19 protein-coding genes are annotated in these 17,544 nt (G+C 64.2%); 17 read left to right on the top strand and 2 right to left on the bottom strand.

The annotated features are described in order from the left end of the window. Nucleotides 1–3: 3 nt before the first annotated feature. From ACOXXX_RS10795 to ACOXXX_RS10725, 15 genes are all read left to right on the top strand, one after another. Nucleotides 4–1,386 (top strand): ABC transporter permease, encoded by a 1,383-nt coding sequence (locus ACOXXX_RS10795; protein WP_422826584.1) that lies wholly within the window; start codon nucleotides 4–6, stop codon nucleotides 1,384–1,386. A gap of 62 nt (nucleotides 1,387–1,448) precedes the next feature. Continuing rightward, nucleotides 1,449–2,240, top strand: coding sequence for an outer membrane lipoprotein-sorting protein (locus ACOXXX_RS10790; protein ID WP_422826583.1), 792 nt, complete (start codon nucleotides 1,449–1,451; stop codon nucleotides 2,238–2,240). Between the two features lie 39 nt (nucleotides 2,241–2,279). Further along, nucleotides 2,280–3,827, top strand: coding sequence for a hypothetical protein (locus tag ACOXXX_RS10785; protein ID WP_422826582.1), 1,548 nt, complete (start codon nucleotides 2,280–2,282; stop codon nucleotides 3,825–3,827). A 48-nt stretch (nucleotides 3,828–3,875) separates the two neighbouring features. Beyond that, complete coding sequence (locus ACOXXX_RS10780; protein ID WP_422826581.1) at nucleotides 3,876–4,586, top strand: response regulator transcription factor; 711 nt, start codon at nucleotides 3,876–3,878, stop codon at nucleotides 4,584–4,586. Beyond that, nucleotides 4,583–5,890 carry a sensor histidine kinase gene (locus ACOXXX_RS10775; RefSeq protein ID WP_422826580.1) on the top strand — a complete coding sequence of 436 codons (1,308 nt, stop codon included), beginning with the start codon at nucleotides 4,583–4,585 and terminating at the stop codon, nucleotides 5,888–5,890. The genes ACOXXX_RS10780 and ACOXXX_RS10775 overlap by 4 nt, the downstream gene beginning before the upstream one ends. Nucleotide 5,891: 1 nt before the next feature. Further along, nucleotides 5,892–6,551, top strand: coding sequence for a transglutaminase-like domain-containing protein (locus ACOXXX_RS10770; RefSeq protein WP_422826579.1), 660 nt, complete (start codon nucleotides 5,892–5,894; stop codon nucleotides 6,549–6,551). 317 nt (nucleotides 6,552–6,868) lie between these two features. After that, nucleotides 6,869–7,249 (top strand): ectoine synthase, encoded by a 381-nt coding sequence (locus tag ACOXXX_RS10765; protein WP_422826578.1) that lies wholly within the window; start codon nucleotides 6,869–6,871, stop codon nucleotides 7,247–7,249. Between the two features lie 62 nt (nucleotides 7,250–7,311). Beyond that, nucleotides 7,312–8,247, top strand: a complete 936-nt coding sequence (locus tag ACOXXX_RS10760) for a beta-ketoacyl synthase N-terminal-like domain-containing protein (protein ID WP_422826577.1) — start codon at nucleotides 7,312–7,314, stop codon at nucleotides 8,245–8,247. Further along, nucleotides 8,244–9,470: a beta-ketoacyl-[acyl-carrier-protein] synthase family protein gene (locus tag ACOXXX_RS10755; RefSeq protein ID WP_422826576.1), complete on the top strand. Its 1,227-nt coding sequence runs from the start codon at nucleotides 8,244–8,246 to the stop codon at nucleotides 9,468–9,470. The genes ACOXXX_RS10760 and ACOXXX_RS10755 overlap by 4 nt, the downstream gene beginning before the upstream one ends. Beyond that, nucleotides 9,470–10,651 carry an acyl-CoA dehydrogenase family protein gene (locus ACOXXX_RS10750; RefSeq protein ID WP_422826575.1) on the top strand — a complete coding sequence of 394 codons (1,182 nt, stop codon included), beginning with the start codon at nucleotides 9,470–9,472 and terminating at the stop codon, nucleotides 10,649–10,651. The genes ACOXXX_RS10755 and ACOXXX_RS10750 overlap by 1 nt, the downstream gene beginning before the upstream one ends. Before the next feature lie 17 nt (nucleotides 10,652–10,668). Next, on the top strand, nucleotides 10,669–12,213 hold the full coding sequence (locus ACOXXX_RS10745; protein WP_422826574.1) for an AMP-binding protein: 1,545 nt from the start codon (nucleotides 10,669–10,671) through the stop codon (nucleotides 12,211–12,213). A 43-nt stretch (nucleotides 12,214–12,256) separates the two neighbouring features. Further along, complete coding sequence (locus ACOXXX_RS10740; RefSeq protein ID WP_422826573.1) at nucleotides 12,257–12,508, top strand: acyl carrier protein; 252 nt, start codon at nucleotides 12,257–12,259, stop codon at nucleotides 12,506–12,508. A 35-nt stretch (nucleotides 12,509–12,543) separates the two neighbouring features. Then, entirely contained in the window at nucleotides 12,544–13,587 is a 1,044-nt protein-coding gene (trpD, locus tag ACOXXX_RS10735) for an anthranilate phosphoribosyltransferase (RefSeq protein ID WP_422826572.1), read from the top strand. Then, nucleotides 13,584–14,294, top strand: a complete 711-nt coding sequence (locus tag ACOXXX_RS10730; protein WP_422826571.1) for a hypothetical protein — start codon at nucleotides 13,584–13,586, stop codon at nucleotides 14,292–14,294. The genes trpD and ACOXXX_RS10730 overlap by 4 nt, the downstream gene beginning before the upstream one ends. Beyond that, complete coding sequence (locus ACOXXX_RS10725; RefSeq protein WP_422826570.1) at nucleotides 14,291–14,713, top strand: hypothetical protein; 423 nt, start codon at nucleotides 14,291–14,293, stop codon at nucleotides 14,711–14,713. The genes ACOXXX_RS10730 and ACOXXX_RS10725 overlap by 4 nt, the downstream gene beginning before the upstream one ends. Nucleotides 14,714–14,716: 3 nt before the next feature. Here the strand turns inward: ACOXXX_RS10725 and ACOXXX_RS10720 are convergent, their stop codons facing one another. Both ACOXXX_RS10720 and ACOXXX_RS10715 read right to left on the bottom strand, forming a co-directional pair. Beyond that, nucleotides 14,717–15,316 carry a hypothetical protein gene (locus ACOXXX_RS10720; RefSeq protein WP_422826569.1) on the bottom strand — a complete coding sequence of 200 codons (600 nt, stop codon included), beginning with the start codon at nucleotides 15,314–15,316 and terminating at the stop codon, nucleotides 14,717–14,719. A gap of 48 nt (nucleotides 15,317–15,364) precedes the next feature. Further along, a complete protein-coding gene (locus ACOXXX_RS10715; RefSeq protein WP_422826568.1) occupies nucleotides 15,365–15,817 on the bottom strand; it encodes an Lrp/AsnC family transcriptional regulator in 453 nt (150 codons plus the stop codon). A 73-nt stretch (nucleotides 15,818–15,890) separates the two neighbouring features. Here ACOXXX_RS10715 and ACOXXX_RS10710 point away from each other — a divergent pair, with 73 nt between their 5' ends. Both ACOXXX_RS10710 and ACOXXX_RS10705 read left to right on the top strand, forming a co-directional pair. Next, nucleotides 15,891–16,493, top strand: coding sequence for a LysE family translocator (locus ACOXXX_RS10710; RefSeq protein ID WP_422826567.1), 603 nt, complete (start codon nucleotides 15,891–15,893; stop codon nucleotides 16,491–16,493). A 68-nt stretch (nucleotides 16,494–16,561) separates the two neighbouring features. Continuing rightward, nucleotides 16,562–17,524: an acetyl-CoA carboxylase carboxyltransferase subunit alpha gene (locus tag ACOXXX_RS10705; RefSeq protein ID WP_422826566.1), complete on the top strand. Its 963-nt coding sequence runs from the start codon at nucleotides 16,562–16,564 to the stop codon at nucleotides 17,522–17,524. Nucleotides 17,525–17,544 lie beyond the last annotated feature (20 nt).

Here is a 17,544-nt window from a genome sequence, read left to right as displayed (position 1 = left end):
GACATGATCTGGAAAATCGCCTTACGCAACATCCTCAAGAACGCCCGGCGGTCGCTGACGACAGCGCTTGCCATCGGCATCGGCGGGCTGGCCGCGCTGCTGTTCGGGGGGTTCGTCACCTCGATCTGGTACGGGGTCCAGACCTCGATGATCCAGGAGCAGGGCAACCTGCAGGTCTATCGCAACGGTTATCTGGAATTCGGTGCCGCCAATCCCGATGACTACACGATCCAGAACTGGGATCAGGTCGCGGCGCTGCTGGCCAATGACCCGGTGCTGTCGGAACAGATTGCGGTGATCACGCCGCGGATCGACCTTGCCGGGGTTGCGGGCAATGCCGAGACCGGCAATTCCAAGACCTTCATCGGCACCGGCATCGTCCCGTCGCAGGTGGATGCGATGCGCGGCTGGGATGGCTGGGGCATCGGCCAGGCGTCGCCCGCGACCGGTCTGGATACCGGCGGACAAGACAATGTCGTCATCGGCCTGGGCATGGCCCGGATGATGGGGATGTGCGCGGCGCTGAACGTGCCGGATTGCCAGGACCGCCCGGTGGACGAGGCCTTTCTTGCCGGGGAAGAGCAGGACTTTTCCGATCTCGTCGCGGCAGAAACCGGCCTGGCAGACCAGAGCGGCGGCAACGCGGCCCCGCAGCTGAACGTCATGGCGGCGACGTCGTCCGGCGTGCCCAACATCGCCCGCGTCGAGATTGCCAAGGCCCAGGCCCAGGCCATCCGCGCCGTCGACAACGCCTTTGTCATGATGCACTTCGAACAGGCCCGCAGCCTTCTGTACGGTGACAGCCAGGAAGCCACCGCCCTGATGCTGCAGGTCAAGGCGCCCGAGATGGTCGACACCGTGAAGGACCGCGTCGCCACCGTGCTGGAGCGCAACGGCCTCGACCTCAGCGTCTATCACTTCACCGAGGTGGACCCGACCTTCGACCGCATCTTCGGCATGTTCACCTTCATGTTCATCGTTGTGTCGCTGGTGCTGTCCATCGTGATCGTCTTCACCATCGTCAACACGATCTCGATGACCGTGATGGAGCGGGTGAAGGAGATCGGCACCATCCGTGCACTGGGCTTCCGCAAGGGCTTTGTCCGGGCGCTGTTCCTGACCGAAAGCATGCTGATCGGCCTCATCGGCGCGGTGATCGCTTTGGGCTCTGCCGTGGTGCTCTCGAACGTCGTGAACACCGCCGGTCTGCAGTGGACGCCGCCGTCGAACGCCACGCCGCTCACCGTGCAGCTGATGGTGCTCGACAACCCGATCTTTGCCGCCAGCGTGGTCGCCGCTCTTGTGATCCTGGCGCTGATGGCCGCGGTGCTGCCGACCTTCAAGGCCGCACGGCTCAACATCGTAGAAAGCCTTCAGCGGGCCTGATCCAGGCCCCCTGATCCCTCACCCCGAACCCAACCAATCGCTGCCACTGAAAGGACCATACCATGCAACTTGATCGCCGCGAATTCGCCCAGCTGATCCTTGGCGGGATGACCGCCGCCTCCCTGACCTCATTCGGCCTGCCGGCCCTGGCCGCCGACAACGCCGCCCGCATCCTGCAAAAGACTGATGCGATCCGGAACCCGCAGACCTCGTTCGCCGTCGACGTGACGCTGGTCAACTACGATCGGGGTCGGCCCAAGGAAAAGACCACCGTCACCACCTATTCGCGCCCCACGGGCAGCCAGTTCCAGACCCTGGTGCACATCAATTCGCCCTCTGCGGATCGCGGCAAGATCCTGCTGCGCAACGGCAACAGCCTGTGGCTTTACGATCCGTCGTCCAAGGCATCCGTGCGCATCTCGCCGCGCCAGCGGCTCTTGGGTAACGCGTCCAACGGCGATGTCGTCAGTTCCAACCTCGTGGGCGACTACCGTGTCAGCCTGACCGGCACCGAGACCATCGCCGACGGCAACAAGCAAAGCCGCAGCTGCCACAAGCTGCGCCTGACGCAGGCCGCGCAATCGGCCCCCTACAGCGCCGTGGATTTCTGGGTCGACGCGTCCAACAGCCAGCCGGTCAAGGGCATGTACTACACCAAGAGCGGCAAGCTGATCAAAGTCGCCTGGTACCGCAAGGGCAAGCGCCAGATGGGCGCCACCCGGCCGACCGAGATCGTCATCGCCGACGGGTTCGACCCCAACAAGGTCACGGTCATGTCGATGGGCAACTTCCGGGCCAAGAACATCCCTTCATCCTGGTTCAGCAAGGAATGGTTGCCGAACTTCAAGGCCTGATCGGCCACCCCTGCAACCCTTGCAAGAGGAGACGATGACATGACCAACCTTCTGACGTATTCGGTGGCTCCGACACTCGCCCTGATGATCGCCCTGCCGGCCCAGGCCCAGGATTTCGATCTGCCGCCCGACCTCCCCGGGTATGTGGACGAGAGCGTGACCCCCCAAGACGCTGTAGCGGACGTGCCGGATGCGTCAGAAGATGTCATCGAAGACGCTTCGGTCGATGTGGCGGACGTGCCCGAGCTTGATGACGCCACCGGCGTGCCGGACCTTGAAGAGGTGCCCGAGGTCGACGGTGTGCCCGAGCTTGCCGCGGCCGACGACACGACGTTCGAGGCAGAAGAGGACCCCCGCTTCAGCTTTGGCCGGAATGCCACGCTCGAGCTTGAAGCACGGGTCTTCGCCAACACCGACCTGTCCGGCGACACCTCCCACGCCCTGCGCCTGCAGGCGCATTACTTCGGATCCTGGGAGATCAGCGACCGGTCGAGCGTGATCTTCAACCTGCGCGCCCGTACCGACAAGGTCGACGGCGTCGCCTACCGGTTCGAGGACGATTTCAATTTCGACGTGCAGGAACTGGCGTTCAGCTATGCCCCCAATCCCGGCACCACGTTTCAGATCGGACGGATCAACATCCGCAACGGCGTGGCCAGCGGCTTCAACCCGACCGACTGGTTCAAGGACGACAGTCTAGTGGTCACCGGCAGCGCGGCCCCATCGGACCGTCGCAACGAACGGCTGGGTGTTCTCGCGCTGACCGCGACGACCTCAATCGGCGACACGCTGGTCACGCTGGGCTACCGCCCAAAAATCGACGCCGATCCCGATACGATCTGGACCGATCGCGATAACTTTGGCCTGGGCCTCGACCGGACCAACCCGTCCGAGGCGTGGTTCATCAAGGCCACCCCGAACATCGGCGACAACCTGTCGCTGACCGCCAATGCCCTGCTGATCGACGATGAGCCCGGCATCGGTTTTGAACTCAGCGGCACCGTGGGCGACAACCTTGTGCTCTACTCCGAAGTCATGGCGCAAAAGCGCCTGTCGCTGGCGGACGAGGCTCTGGGCGCCACCCTGGGCTCTGCAGGCTTCCGCAGCGGGGTCGGGGCCGGGAAGGGCAAGGAATGGCACACCCAGGCCGCCCTGGGGCTCAACTGGGCCTTGCCGCAGCCCATCGTGGGTGCGCGCGACGTGTCGCTGACGTTTGAGTACCACCTCAACAGCGCCGGGCTGACCTCCGGGCAGATCGACGCGCTCTCGGGCGCTGCGGGCCCCGACCTGGCCGCGGCCGGTGCGCTTTACGGGCTGGCCAACCGCCGCCAGGAACCGCTGGCGCGCGAACAGCTCTTCACCCGGTTCGCCTGGAACGATTTCTGGGGCGACAGCGACATGTCGCTCTTGGGCTTCTACGTGCCAGCCGACGGCAGCGGGCTTGCGCAGATCTCGATCGACGTGCCGGTGGGCGACAATGGTCTGTTCAACCTGCGCGGCATCACGACCTTTGGCGACGACCAGTCGGTCTATGGCGCCAACCCGACGAAAAGCTCGGTTCAGATGGGCCTGACCTACACCTTCTGACCGATCCTAAAAACAAAGCAGTGACGCTGAAATATAAGGACAAAAGACTTGCGCGTACTGATACTGGACGATGACGAGGAACTGGGCGAACTGATGCAACCGGTTCTGGCAAAATACGGCATGGAGCTGACACTGGCCTTTGCCCCCTCACAAGCCTTCGAGCAGCTTGAGCGGCAGACCTTCGATGCCCTGATCCTGGACATGATGCTTCCGGAACTGGATGGCATGTCGGTCTGCCGCAGCATCCGCGGCAGCGGCAAACCCTACGCCGAAATTCCCATCGTCGCGATGACGGCGCGGGCCGAACTGACGGATCGGATCGTGGCCCTGGAAAGCGGCATCGACGACTTTGTCGCCAAACCGGTCGAGATGCGCGAACTGGTGGCCCGGATCGGCGCCGTGGTGCGCCGGCGCCGGGATGCGGGGCAAGAGGACGCGCCCGCAGAAGACGCCGCCCCCGAGGAGACCGGCCTGCACCTGTCGCCCGGTCACATGTCGGCGGTCTTCGGCGCCTATGCGATCAACGTCACCGAACTGGAAATGCGCATTCTGAAATGCCTGTCGGATGCCAGCGGCACGATCCTGAGCCGGACGGATATTCTGCAACTTATTGGATATGACGCGCAAACTGATCCCGCTATGATTGACACGATCATCTACCGGGTGCGACAAAAATTCCGTGACCAAGGCTTGCAGACGGACTTCATAAAGACGCTGCGCGGGCAGGGCTATTGCATAAAGGCTGATCAGGCGACATGACGGATGCATTCGATAGGGTCAAGCTGTGGATCGGCAGCCGCTCGGTCTTCAGCCTGCTGCTGCTGGCGACGCTCGCCTCCACGGCTCTGCTCAGCCTGGTTCTGGTGCTGTCGCTGCAGCGCGTGGCGGATGAACATCCCCGCCGCTACCTGGCGCGGGCGCTGTTCGATGCTTTCACCGAAAACGCCCTGCACCCCGAGGAAGAGCTGACCATGATCGGCGAGGCGCCGATGATGCTCATGACCCCGGACGAGGCGCGTAATTCGCGCTTTGCCGCGATCTACCGCGATGCCGCGAACGACCCCGATGGCATCGCCATCCGGCGGCTTGGCGACAACTACGCCGCCGTGTCGGTGCGCGGGGACCAGGTTTCCGTCCTGCCGAAGTTCGGACGTCCGATTTCGACCTACGCGCTGTTCCTTGTGGGCGTGGTTGTCATGTCGATCATGTTCGCCATCGGCGTGATCTTTCTGCTGATCCGGCGGCTGACGCTGCCCTTCGACGAGTTGACCGAAGGCATCCGCCGGGTCGAGGAGGGCGACCTGAGCTATCAGATCCCGCTGGATCGCACGTTTGGCGAATACCGGACCTTCGCGGACGGGTTCAACAACATGGTGGCCGAACTGCAGCGCATCCACGAAAGCCGCCGCCACATGCTGCTGGCCCTGCCGCACGAGATCCTGACCCCGCTGTCACGGCTCAAGGTGCGCAAGGACATGGTGGGCGATGCCAAGCTGCGCGACCAGATCAGCAAGGACATCACCGTGGTCGAGGAAATCCTGTCCTCGATCCTGGCGGCGGAAAAGCGTGACACCGGCCAGAGCACGGCGGATTTCATCGACATCGAACCCTATGCGCGCGAACAGATCGCGCAGCTGACCCATCAGGGCATCGACGTCTCGATCCGCAACGAAACGGGTCAAAAGACCGCCTATTTTGATCGCTTCTTGACCAGTGTCCTGCTCAAGAATTTCGTTTCAAACGCAGTGCGTTACGGCAAGGGGAAGCCGATCGCCGTGATCTTTTCCGCGACCGGGGAAAACGGCTACGACATGCGCATGGCGGTGCGCGACCAGGGCATCGGCATTTCCCCCGAACATCAGCGTTACCTGATGGAGCCGTTCTGGCGCGCCGACGAATCCCGCGGTCGTGCCTCGGGCGGTTACGGGCTGGGCCTGTACCTGTGCAAAACCATCGCCAAAGGCCTTGGCGGGCGCATCGATATCGAAAGCGCGCTGGGCGAAGGAACCGAAATCAGCGTGGTCCTGCCCGATGCGCTGTGCAACACTCTGGAGGATATCTGACATGACACTCACCACGCTCAGGAAGACCGAGTTCTTCGATTTCGACGACCCCGGCCTCGCGCGGTTTTCCGACAAGGCCCTGGCCAACAGCGGCGACGATCCGCGCCAGCAGGCGGTCGATCTGTTCTATGCGGTTCGCGACGGTCTGTTCTACGAGATCTACAACGCCGATTTCGCCCGCCCGGCGATGAAGGCCAGCGCCATCATGCGCCGCCGCTCGGGTCTGTGCATCCACAAGTCGATCGTCTACACCGCGCTGCTGCGGCGGATCGGCATTCCGGCAAAGCTCTGGATCACCGATGTGAAAAACCACCTTTGTTCGCCGCAGCTGGCCCGGATGATGGGCACCAACGTCTTTCACTATCACGTTCTGGTCTCGCTCCAGCTTGATGGAAAGTGGATCAAGGCGACCCCGGTCTTCAACCAGCGCCTGTGCCAGCTTTACGGCATGTCGCCGCTGGAATTCGACGGCATCCATGACTGCGTGCACCATGCCTTTGACACCGATGGGAAGGCCTATATGGAAATCATGCACGATCACGGCGAATACGAAGATTTGCCCTATGACATGATTTTGGGCGGTCTTCGGGAAAAGCATTCTAAAATGTTTCACACCGAAACGAAATTCAAATCCGGATCGCTTGTCGCCGATATGGCGTGAATAAAACGAATCTCTGATTCTTTCGTGATTCTCGAGGGACGGGCCGCCAGCTTCTGGCGGCCCTTTTTGTATGTTCGGCACGGGTGGAGGTCGATCATAACTACATGAAAATGATATATAAAAGGCGACACCGCATTTTCGTGATGCACAATGTGAGGGCCGCGTGGAATCAGGCAATTTTTTGTGTTCAACGAAAATTCTTTGGAACAAAACTCCAAACTATCCACGGAACAGTTGGTCTAAGGTTAAATCACGCTAGGGGCGACAGTGAATATCGCCAGTTTAGCCCGAAAATGATCAACTGATACGAGGATACCATGATCATCAATTCCCTGGACAAAATTGCCAATACCGACCGCGATGTCGACTGGGGCAACGGCAAGAGCCGCCGCCTTCTGATCGAGGGCGACCAGATGGGCTATTCGCTGACCGATACGGTCATCAACGCCGGGTCCGCCTCGCTTCTGGAATACAAGAACCATCTCGAGGCTTGCTACTGCGTCGAGGGCGAAGGCGAGGTCATCGACGAACAGACCGGCGAAACCCATCGCATCACCCCCGGGACGATGTACGCGCTCGACAAGCACGACAAGCATTGGCTCAAGGCTGACAAGACCATGCGTCTTGTCTGTGTTTTCAACCCGCCACTGAAAGGACATGAACGGCATTCGCTGGGATCCGACAGCTCGGCCTACTAGGCCCCGCAGACGATCCTTTCTCTCTTCCTATCCCTCCCGACTAAACCAAAGGTTGCACTGCCATGAAGGACAGCATCGTTATATCGGCGACTTGCGCTGATGCCGCGTCCCCGGACTCTCTCCCTTCCGATGGACAGAAGGCAGATGCAGCCTTTGGTTCTTTTCTGGTCCACTACCTGGATCACGCCGATTTCGAGGCCCACAGCGTCACCGAACGCGGGCGTCACACACGAATTTCGCACCGGCTGAGCCGCCTGGTGCCGCGGCTTCTGGCCCAAAGCGGGCTGAGCGCCGAAGACATCGCGGGCACCCGGACGGGCCTTGTCTCGGGATCGAGCTACGGCTGCGCCCAGGTGTTCGAAATGCACCAGCGCCTGCGCCGTCACGGCCCCCGCGGCGTCGATGCGGTGCGCTTTGCCCAGGCCACGCACAACTACCCGGTGTCTGCCTGCGCCATAGAATTTGGCTTGCAAGGCCCGTGCCTGTCGGTCGTCAGCACGGAAACCGCCGGCCTCGATGCGCTGCAATGCGCCTTTGACTGGCTGCGCGATGACCGTTGCGACCGGGTTCTGGTCGTCGCCTACGAGGATATGGCCCCGCCGATCGCCGATCACCTGGTCACCCGCGCCATGGCCACCCCCGGCAAGGCGTATGGCGAAGCCATGGTGCTGATCCTGCTGGAACGCGACAGCATCGCCGCGGCGCGGGGGCATGTGGGCCGTCCGGTGCTGGCCTCGGTCGTCAACACCCCGCGCCCGGAATTCATCCTGCCGCCGGCAGATGTCACGACCCGCTGCGCCACCGCGACCGCGGCGGCGCCGTCCTCCAGAACACTCGATTATCTTGGTGCCGGCGGTCTGCTGGCCATCCACGACCTGCTGAACAGCCCCGACGCGGGCCAGCAAGGCGATGCGACATGGCAGATCGACGCGACCGCGACAGCGGGCTGCGGCGTGGCCGTCGGCATCAGGGTAAGTAAGATGGAGCCAGCACTATGAGCCGCTCTGTCGTCGTCACCGGCCTGGGTGTCGTGGCCTGCCGGGCCACCGATATCGCCGCCTTTCACCAGATCCTCGACACTGGCGGCGGTGCGCCGGAACCGCCGGTGCAGTTCGACACCGGACGCTTCCGGTCGCAGAATGCCTATGTCGCCGATCCCGACGCCACCCGCCGGGCGCTGCAGGTCTGCGAGGCTTACGGCCTTCTGGACACGATGACCGATGCCGAGCTTGACTGCGCCGGTCACGGCATCCTGGCCGCGTTGCAGGCCGTCGGGCAGGCGGGGCTGGACCCGCTCACCCTGGCCTCTGCGGGCTGTGCCATCGCCACCACGTCGGGCGGCATGATGGATCACTACTGTGACGCGCTTGAGGCCGGTGCTCCTGCTCAGGACATGCACGGGCTGGTGTCGCCCTTCAGCGCCGGGCTGGTGCTGCAGCGTATCTTCGGGCTGACCGGGCCGCTGTGCGGGTTCTCCTGCGCCTGCGTGTCGTCGCTCGGGGCCTTGTCCTATGCCTTTGCCCGGGTCCAGCGCGGCGATGCGCCGATCATGCTGGTGGGCGGCGCCGACCGGATGCGCGAGGCGGATTTCGCGGGCTTCAACGCCCTGCGCGCCATGGATCGCGACAGCTGCCGCCCCTTCGACCGGACCCGAAAGGGCATGATGATCGGCGACGGCTCTGCCATCCTGGTGATCGAGGACGAGGCGCATGCCGTGGCCCGCGGCGCGACGCCGCTGGTGCGCCTGACCGGGATGGGGCTTGCCACCGACAGCCACCACATCACCAGCCCCAACCCGCGCGGGCTGACCCAGGCGATGAAGCAGGCGCTGGCGCAAGCCGGGCGCACCGCCTCCGAGGTGTCATATGTTAACTGTCATGGCACCGGTACGCCGCTCAACGACGCGGCCGAGGCCGAGGCGCTGAGCATGGTCTTTGCCCCGCGCGACCCGCGCCCCATGGTCGGATCGACCAAGGGCAGCACCGGGCATCTGTTGGGAAGCGCCGGGGCGCTGGAAACCGTGGCCACGATCCTGGCCCTGCTGTCGGGGCGGGCGCCGATCATGGCCACCACACTCGATCCCGAAGACATCGCCTTTGACCTGCCGCTTCGCGGGGCAGATCGCGGACTGGCCCCCGGGGTGGCCATGAACAATTCGCTCGGCTTCGGGGGGCTGAACGCCAGCCTGATCATCGAGCTTCTCACGACAGGAGAGACGTGATGCGCACGATCCGCAGCCTGCCGCTTGGCGGCGACGACAGCCAATACCGGGCCGATTTGATGGAACCTCTTCTGGAAGGCCTCGCCCAATGGGCGCCGGTCCTGAACCAGGGGTGGCAAGAGGATGACCAGGTCGGGGCCTTCGGCACCAACCGCTGGCGCGCACTGGTCGAGGCCGGGCTCACCGGCCTGGTCACCTCTGAAGAGATGGGCGGGCTGGACCTGTCGGTGCCGGAACTGTCGCAGGTTCTCGAAACCCTGGGGTACGTCTGCGAAGACGCGGGCCTTGGCTTTTCGCTGGCGACGCATCTGTGCAGCACCTGCCTGCCGGTGGCGAAATTCGGCGGCGACGCGATCCGCGAAGAGCTTTTGCCGCAACTGGCGCAGGCGCAGAAGGTCGGGGCGCATGCCATCACCGAACCCGACAGCGGATCGGACGCCTTCGCGATGAAGACCACCGCCACCCGCGACGGCGACGATTACATTCTGTCGGGCGAAAAGTGCTATATCTCCAACGCGCCCATCGCCGACATCTGCGTGATCTACGCCCGGACTCATCCGACCAAGGGCGCGCTGGGGGGCTTTTCGGCCTTTGCGGTGGATTGCGACGCCAAGGGCTTTGGCATCGGCAAGCCGCGCAAGAAGATGGGCTTGCGCACAGCACCCATGGCCGACCTCTACCTCGATGACGTGCGGGTGCCCGCCAGCCGCCTGATCGGACGCGAGGGGCAAGGCTTTTCCATCCTCGACTACGTCATGCGCTGGGAGATCCTGTGCGTCTTTGCGCTGCAGGTGGGGGAAATGCGCCGCCAGTTCGACCGCAGTGTCGCCTATGCCAAGGATCGCAAGCAGTTCGGCGCGCCGATCGCCAGCTTTCAGGCCATCTCGCATCGCATCGCCGACATGCACATGCGGCTGCAATCGGCCCGCAGCTGGCTGTCGCGCATGGTCATCGCGATGCAGGGCGGCGGCCAGGCCTCGCTCGAGATTGCGGCCGCCAAGCTCGCCATTTCCGAGGCGCATGTGGCCAATTCGCTTGATGCCATCACGCTGCATGGCGGCGCCGGGTACATGTCCGAAACCGGCATCGAAAGCCACCTGCGCAACGCCATGGGCGGCCTGATCTACTCCGGCAGCTCGGACATCCAGAAAAACCGTATCGCCGCAATGCTTGGCCTGTGACGCCCTAGGAGAGACCCATGCTGCATCACCAGAACTTTCAGATCATCGGCACCCGGGCGTTTTTCGAACGCATCCGCACCGAGATGGACAAGACCCCGGAGGCGGCGATCATCGCCTCGGGCGACCGGCAGGTGAGCCACCGCGAGTTGCTGGCGCTGACCGATCACATTCGCGACCACCTGCCGGGGCCCGGCCCGCTGACCGAACAGACCGTCGCGATCTGCGCGGGAAAGTCGCCCGATTGTCTGGCGGCGGTTCTGGCGGTGCTGTCCACCGGCTGCGCCTATGCGCCGCTCGACCCGACCCATCCTGAGGGCCGGTTGAGCGATATCCTGACTGACCTGCAACCGCGTGCGCTGGTGGTCGATGCCTCGACCGAACCGATGCTGGCGGGCTGGGCTCGCGCGGCCGGTGTGCCGCTGGTCGACCTGTCCCAGATCGGCGCGCCTGCGCCGGATGCGGGCCGCACGCAGCCGCAGGTCGCGGTGTCGCAGCAGAACCTGGCGGCGGTGCTGCACACCTCTGGCTCCACCGGTAAACCCAAGCGGGTCGAGATCGAGGCGCATGCACTGCACCTCTTCCAGGACTGGGCAGTGGACGAACTGGCGCTGCGGATCGACGATTGCCTGCTCAGCCACGCGCCCTTTGCCTTTGATCTGTCGTTCCTCGATATCTACGCCTCGCTCATGTCAGGGGCCGATCTGGTCCTGGCAGACGCCAAGACCGCCCGCAACGGGGCAAAACTCATCTCGATGATGCAGGACGCGGGCGTTACGGTTTGGCATTCCGCGCCGTCGGCTCTGAAGCTGGTGGCCGAAGCGGCAGGCGATCAGACCCTGCCGCAGGTGCGCAACGTCCTCTTCGCCGGGGAGCCGATGCCGGGCAAGACGCTGCAGCGGCTCTTCCGGCTGTTTCCCAACGCGCGCTTCCTCAACATCTACGGCTGCACCGAAACCAACGACACGTTCTTTTACGAGGTGCCGCGCCAGAACACCCCCGATCCGCTGCCACTGGGCCGCAAGCTGCCGTATGTCGATTTCCTGCTGGCCGATGCCGAAGGGAAAGAGATCTACGGCCCCGGCGAAGGCGAGCTTTGGGTCTGTTGTCCGACGATGATGCGCGGCTATTCCGATCCGGTGCTGACCGCCCGCGCCACCGTGATGCACCGGGGCAAACGCTACTACCGGTCGGGCGACCAGGTGCGGCGCGACATGTCGGGCCTTGTGCATTTCATCGGGCGCAACGACTCGGTTGTAAAGCTGAGCGGCGTGCGCGTCGACCTCAACGAGGTCGACATCGCCCTGCAATCCCACGCCGGGGTGGACGAGGCGACGAGCTTTGTCACCCGGTCCGGCGACGGCAAGGTTCTGAACGCCTGGGTCACCTCGCAATGCGACGGACTCAACAGCCTCGATCTGCGGCTGCACCTGATGAAGCGGCTGCCCGCCGCCGCGATCCCCCGCAATTTCACGATTTCCCTGATGGAGGTTCCCAAGAACTCCAACGGGAAAGCCTGCAGGCGCCTTCTGGCGCAGAACTGCCAACCCACGGCCCTCGCCTGACGGCCACCATCCTCCCCCCAAGACATCAAAAAGGAGTTTCCCAATGTCTTACCAAGCCCTCCGCAACTTCATTTCCGAAGAATTCGCCATGGACGTCCCGCCCGAGCAGCTGACCGCCGATCTGGACCTGATCGACACCGGCATCGTCGACAGCCTGGGCGTGCTCAAGCTGATCGCGTTCCTCGAAGGCGAATACAACCTGAACATCACCCCCGACGAGCTGGACGCCGATCTTTACCGCACCATCGGCATGATCGAGGCGATGATCGACAGCAAGCAGGCCGCCGCCGCCTGATCCCATTTCCCCAACCAGAAAAAGGAGCGAAGACCATGACGCCGGACCAAACTGCCGCGGCCGTGATCGCAGGCCGGAAACCGACCGAAGACGCCATGTTGGCCTACTGGCAGGCCACGGATCGTGGTCTTCGCACCAAGGCCGAAACCGTTGCCGTGCTGGCGGCGCTTTCGGCGGCCCCCTCGGATGACACGATGATGCGCAGCTTTGTGCGCTACATCCGCGACACCTATCCTCCGGTGGCGCTGCCCGCCGCGCGCGAGGCTGTCAACATCGTCGGCACCGGGGGCGGCCCTTCGACATTCAATATCTCGACCACGTCGGCCTTTGTCGTCGCGGCGGCGGGCGGCAAGGTCCTCAAATCCGGATCGTCGGCCTATTCGTCCTCGGTCGGGTCGGGCGATATCCTGAACGCACTGGGGCTGGCGCGGTCGGCGTCGGACGACTTTACCGACGCGATGCTGGCGGAAACCGGGTTGGCCTTCGCCTCTCCGCAGCGCTACGCGCCGATCTGCAAGCGTCTGGCGATTGCCGCCATGCCGCTGAACTTCAAGGTCATCGGGCGGTTCGTGAATGGTCTGGGGCCGCTGATCTGCCCCTACCAGATGCGCGCCCATGTGATCGGCGTGTCGACGCCGCGGCTGTTCGAGCAGATCCACAGCATCGCCAAGACGCTGGGCATCCCGTCGCTGCTGGTGCACTCAAAGCTGGGCGTGGACGAATTCCTGAGCATCGGCCCCAATCGCTGGCTTTGGGCGGCAGAGCTGCAGGCCAACCACCTGGATCCCGTCGACATGGGGCTGGAGCGCAGCTGCCTCAACGACCTGCAAGGCGGTGACCTGGACACCAATATCGAAATCATGACGGCGGTGCTGAAAGGGCAGGGCAACCGCGCCTGCACCGAAACCGTCGCGCTCAACGCCGGGGTCGCACTTTATGCGGGCGGGGTCGCCAGCGATCTGCGTACCGGCACGCGGCTGGCGCTCGATTGCCTGAAATCCGGCGCGCCCTTCGACAAGCTGGAACAGGCCCAGGCCTTTGCCAGGTCCGAGGTGAAAAAGCTGGAGCGTGTCGCATGACGCTGGCGTTTCACGCCGCCCTTGCGGGGGCGCGCGCGCCGCTCATTGCCGAGATCAAGCCCAATTCGCCCAAGGTCGGGCCGCTTCTGGCGGCCCGGACGGTGGCAGGGGTCGCCCGTGATTATGCCGATGCGGGCGCACCCTGCCTGTCGGTCACGACCGGGGCCTGGCACGGCGGTAACCTTGGCATGGTCGCGGAAATGGCCGCCACCGGTCTGCCGGTCCTGCGCAAGGATTTCATCACCTCGCAGCGCCACCTCGACGCCTCTGCCGAGGCGGGGGCCAGCGCGGTGCTGCTGACCTGCGCGCTGTTGCGGCGGGCGGACATCCTGCGGCTGGCCGATGCGGCGCTGAGCCTTGGCCTGACCCCGTTCGTTGAGGCGGCGACACCCGCGGAACTGGACGGGCTGCGCCTGCCGCAGGACGCGATCCTGGCCGTCAACAACCGCGACATCCGCAGCAAGGAAACCGATGACGGCGGGATCGAACAGAGCGAGGCGCTTTATGCGCAGGCCCGCGCCGGCCATGCCGGGCTGCTGGTCAGCGCGTCGGGCCTGACCACAACCAAGGCGGTATCGCGCGCCATCGATTGCGGCTATAACGGGGTTCTGGTCGGCACCGCCCTTCTTTCGGGGCCGGACACAGCCATAACGACAACTCAGGCCTATCTTCGGGCCGCGGCCCTCAAGATGGCGGCGAACGCGTGAAAAAGCACTCAAATCCGCCCCCGGTCGGGGGAGAGACGATTGTCATTCTTGGCACCGCAGAGGTGCCGGGCACGGTGCTTTTCCAGTGTCTGTCCTGTCGCGGCTACCTGCCGATTCTGGCCGCCTCCGCGCAGGAGGCGCGCAACCTCTTCGCCAGTGCGATGGTGTCGGCGCTGCTGATCATGGACGACCTGCCGGTCGATGCGGTGCGTGAGCTTTGCATAGACCTGCGCCGTGACAATCACGTGACGCCTATCATCGTCCTGCTGAACGACCAGACCCGGGACGAAGGGATAAGACTGCTGGAAAGCGGCGCGGATCATTTCGACGTGGAACCTGTCCGAATCGAAGAATTGCAGCTGGTGCTGCACGCCTTCACCCGGCGCACCGTCGCGATGATCGACAACCTGATCACCTGAGGCTCAGAAGCCGGTGACCGGTTCGCCCAGATCCTCGCCCTTGTCGCGGCGCTTTTCGGCAAAGACCTCGGCCCTGGGGCGCCAGGGATAAAGCTCGTCCTGCAGGGTCGGGCCATAGTACAGCGTGCCGCCATAGCGCCAGGGATCCAGCACCAGCCCGTCATAGATGTCGTCGCCGCGCGCCGCGATGATGATCGAGCTGTGTTCGATCCGGAACGGCACCTTGTAGTTGGCGATGGCGTGCAGAATGTCGAGGGACTGGAAATCCTCCTGCTCCATCCGCGCCCCCAGATCGCGGGCCCAGTGCCAGCACAGCCCCCGGGGTTTGAGCCCGGCATTCACCTTCATGTTGTGGCGCAGCGGCGGATCGGTGATCTGGTATTCGACCATCAGCCGCCGGGGGTATTCCACTGCCACGCGCGCTGCGCGGCGCGCCTCTTCTGGGTCGATCTCGGGGCCCAGGGCCACGATGGCGCGGGCCAGAGACTCGATCTTTTGCGCGTCGGGCTGCGCGGCGGGGCCCACCGGGGGCGAGGCGCAGGCCGAGAGCGCAAGAAGGGTCAGCGCCAGCAGGCAATTGCGAAGGGATATCAGCGACTTCATGCGAAACCTGTTAGCCCAGCCCGGCAGGGGTGTCGAGCCGCCGGCGGCTCAGGCCCGTTCATCCTTTGGTGATCCCATGACCACGTAGGACGTGATCGCGTTGACCTGCGGCAGGGTGCCCAGAACTTCGGTATGGAAATGCTTGTAGGCGCTCAGGTTTTCCGCCTCGATCCGCAACAGGTACTCCACCGATCCGGTGATGTTGTGGCATTCGCGAACCTCGGGACTGCGGGCGATGGCGCGCTCGAATGCCTCTTGCGCGGCCTTGGTGTGCTGGCTGAGGCCTACGGTCACGTAAGCCACGAAACCGATGCCTGTCTTTTCGGGGCTGAGCACCGCGCGGTAGCCGCTGATCACCCCCGTCCGTTCCAGCGCCGTGACCCGGCGCAGGCAGGCCGAGGGCGAGAGGCCCACGCGGTCCGAGAGGGCCAGGTTGCTGATCCGGCCGTCGCGGATCAGTTCCTGCAATATCCTGCGGTCTATGTTATCCAAAGAGATCATTTGTTGCAAGTGATGGCTGAGATTGCCGCATTTTGCAATCAAGCGGCGTACGATTTCGTCAATAGTTGCGTCCATGACGCCCGAATTGCTGATCCCGCTCCTGACCTTTGCCTTCGTGACCGTGGCCACGCCCGGGCCGAACAACCTGATGCTGCTGGCATCGGGGGCGAATTTCGGCTTTCGCCGCAGCCTGCCGCATATGCTAGGGGTTGGCCTTGGCTTTCCGGCGATGGTGGTGCTGGTGGGACTGGGGGTGATGCAGATTTTCGACCTCTGGCCGCCCAGCTATCTGCTGCTCAAGGGGCTGTCGGTCCTCTACATGCTTTATCTCGCCTGGAAGATCGCCAACGCCGCGCCGCCCCGTGACGCGCAGGCCGAAGGGCGCCCCTTCACCTTTTTGCAGGCCACGGCGTTTCAATGGGTCAATCCCAAGGCCTGGTCGATGGGCCTGTCGGCCATCACGCTCTACGCCACCAGCCGCGATCTGGGCGCGGTGCTGTGGGTGGCGGGGGCCTATGTGGCCTGCGGCGTGATCTCGACCAGCACATGGGTTCTGCTGGGCCAGCAGGTGCGGCGGCTGTTGTCGCGTCCCGCGCGGCTGCGCTGGTTCAACCGCATCATGGCGCTGCTGCTGGTCGCGTCGCTGCTGCCGGTGCTGCTGCCTGGCGGGGGCTGACCGGGCGGCGCTTTCTTGCATCCCCGCCCCGCCCGCGCCATATAGCGGCAAACGACATGAGGGCGCAGATGACCCACTACCTCGATTTTGAGAAACCGCTGGCCGAGATCGAAGGCAAGGCGGAAGAGCTGCGCGCGATGGCCCGCGCCAACGAAGAGATGGATATCGAAGCCGAGGCAAGCGCGCTGGACCGCAAGGCCGAGGATCTGTTGCACGAGCTTTACAAGAAGCTGACACCGTGGCGCAAATGCCAGGTGGCGCGGCACCCCGAGCGTCCGCATTGCCGCGACTATATCGACGCGCTCTTTACCGAATACATGCCGCTGGCCGGAGACCGGAAATTCGCCGAGGACGAGGCGGTGATGGGCGGCCTCGCGCGGTTTCACGACCAGCCTGTGGTGGTGCTTGGCCACGAAAAGGGCAACGACACCAAAAGCCGCATCGCGCGGAACTTCGGCATGGCCCGACCCGAAGGCTATCGCAAGGCGGTGCGGCTGATGGAGATGGCCGACAAGTTTTCGCTGCCGGTGATCACGCTGGTCGACACGCCCGGCGCCTACCCCGGCAAGGGCGCGGAAGAACGCGGCCAGTCCGAGGCGATCGCCCGGGCCACGGAAAAATGCCTGCAGATCGGCGTGCCGCTGGTCACCGTGATCATCGGCGAAGGCGGATCGGGCGGCGCCGTGGCCTTTGCCACCGCCAACCGCGTCGCGATGCTGGAACATTCGGTCTATTCGGTGATCTCGCCCGAGGGCTGCGCGTCGATCCTTTGGAAGGACGCGGAGAAGATGCGCGAGGCTGCCGAGGCGCTGCGCCTGACCGCGCAGGACCTGGTCCGGCTGGGTGTGGCCGACCGGGTGATCCCGGAACCCTTGGGCGGCGCGCACCGCGATCCCGGCGGCACCATCGCCTCCGTGGGGGCGGCGATTGCGGCGATGCTGGGCGAGATGGAAGATGTCAAACCCAAGCAGCTGATCCGCGGACGGCGGGAAAAGTTCCTGGCCATCGGCGCCAAGGGGCTGGCGGCGTAAGCCGCGGCAGGATCGCCCGT

It is taken from the genome of Thalassococcus sp. BH17M4-6 (genome assembly GCF_049323015.1).
Classification (GTDB): Bacteria; Pseudomonadota; Alphaproteobacteria; order Rhodobacterales; family Rhodobacteraceae; genus Puniceibacterium.
Note: the sequence above shows the minus strand (reverse complement) of the source record. Positions and strands in the feature narration are given on the sequence as shown.

What these genes read in the sequence shown, in the direction of transcription:
- ACOXXX_RS10795 (WP_422826584.1), top strand. Translation starts at nt 4, where the DNA reads ATGATCTGGAAAATCGCCTTACGCAACATCCTCAAGAACGCCCGGCGG.
- ACOXXX_RS10790 (WP_422826583.1), top strand. Translation starts at nt 1,449, where the DNA reads ATGCAACTTGATCGCCGCGAATTCGCCCAGCTGATCCTTGGCGGGATG.
- ACOXXX_RS10785 (WP_422826582.1), top strand. Translation starts at nt 2,280, where the DNA reads ATGACCAACCTTCTGACGTATTCGGTGGCTCCGACACTCGCCCTGATG.
- ACOXXX_RS10775 (WP_422826580.1), top strand. Translation starts at nt 4,583, where the DNA reads ATGACGGATGCATTCGATAGGGTCAAGCTGTGGATCGGCAGCCGCTCG.
- ACOXXX_RS10770 (WP_422826579.1), top strand. Translation starts at nt 5,892, where the DNA reads ATGACACTCACCACGCTCAGGAAGACCGAGTTCTTCGATTTCGACGAC.
- ACOXXX_RS10765 (WP_422826578.1), top strand. Translation starts at nt 6,869, where the DNA reads ATGATCATCAATTCCCTGGACAAAATTGCCAATACCGACCGCGATGTC.
- ACOXXX_RS10760 (WP_422826577.1), top strand. Translation starts at nt 7,312, where the DNA reads ATGAAGGACAGCATCGTTATATCGGCGACTTGCGCTGATGCCGCGTCC.
- ACOXXX_RS10755 (WP_422826576.1), top strand. Translation starts at nt 8,244, where the DNA reads ATGAGCCGCTCTGTCGTCGTCACCGGCCTGGGTGTCGTGGCCTGCCGG.
- ACOXXX_RS10750 (WP_422826575.1), top strand. Translation starts at nt 9,470, where the DNA reads ATGCGCACGATCCGCAGCCTGCCGCTTGGCGGCGACGACAGCCAATAC.
- ACOXXX_RS10745 (WP_422826574.1), top strand. Translation starts at nt 10,669, where the DNA reads ATGCTGCATCACCAGAACTTTCAGATCATCGGCACCCGGGCGTTTTTC.
- ACOXXX_RS10740 (WP_422826573.1), top strand. Translation starts at nt 12,257, where the DNA reads ATGTCTTACCAAGCCCTCCGCAACTTCATTTCCGAAGAATTCGCCATG.
- trpD (WP_422826572.1), top strand. Translation starts at nt 12,544, where the DNA reads ATGACGCCGGACCAAACTGCCGCGGCCGTGATCGCAGGCCGGAAACCG.
- ACOXXX_RS10730 (WP_422826571.1), top strand. Translation starts at nt 13,584, where the DNA reads ATGACGCTGGCGTTTCACGCCGCCCTTGCGGGGGCGCGCGCGCCGCTC.
- ACOXXX_RS10720 (WP_422826569.1), bottom strand. Translation starts at nt 15,316, where the DNA reads ATGAAGTCGCTGATATCCCTTCGCAATTGCCTGCTGGCGCTGACCCTT.
- ACOXXX_RS10715 (WP_422826568.1), bottom strand. Translation starts at nt 15,817, where the DNA reads ATGATCTCTTTGGATAACATAGACCGCAGGATATTGCAGGAACTGATC.
- ACOXXX_RS10710 (WP_422826567.1), top strand. Translation starts at nt 15,891, where the DNA reads ATGACGCCCGAATTGCTGATCCCGCTCCTGACCTTTGCCTTCGTGACC.
- ACOXXX_RS10705 (WP_422826566.1), top strand. Translation starts at nt 16,562, where the DNA reads ATGACCCACTACCTCGATTTTGAGAAACCGCTGGCCGAGATCGAAGGC.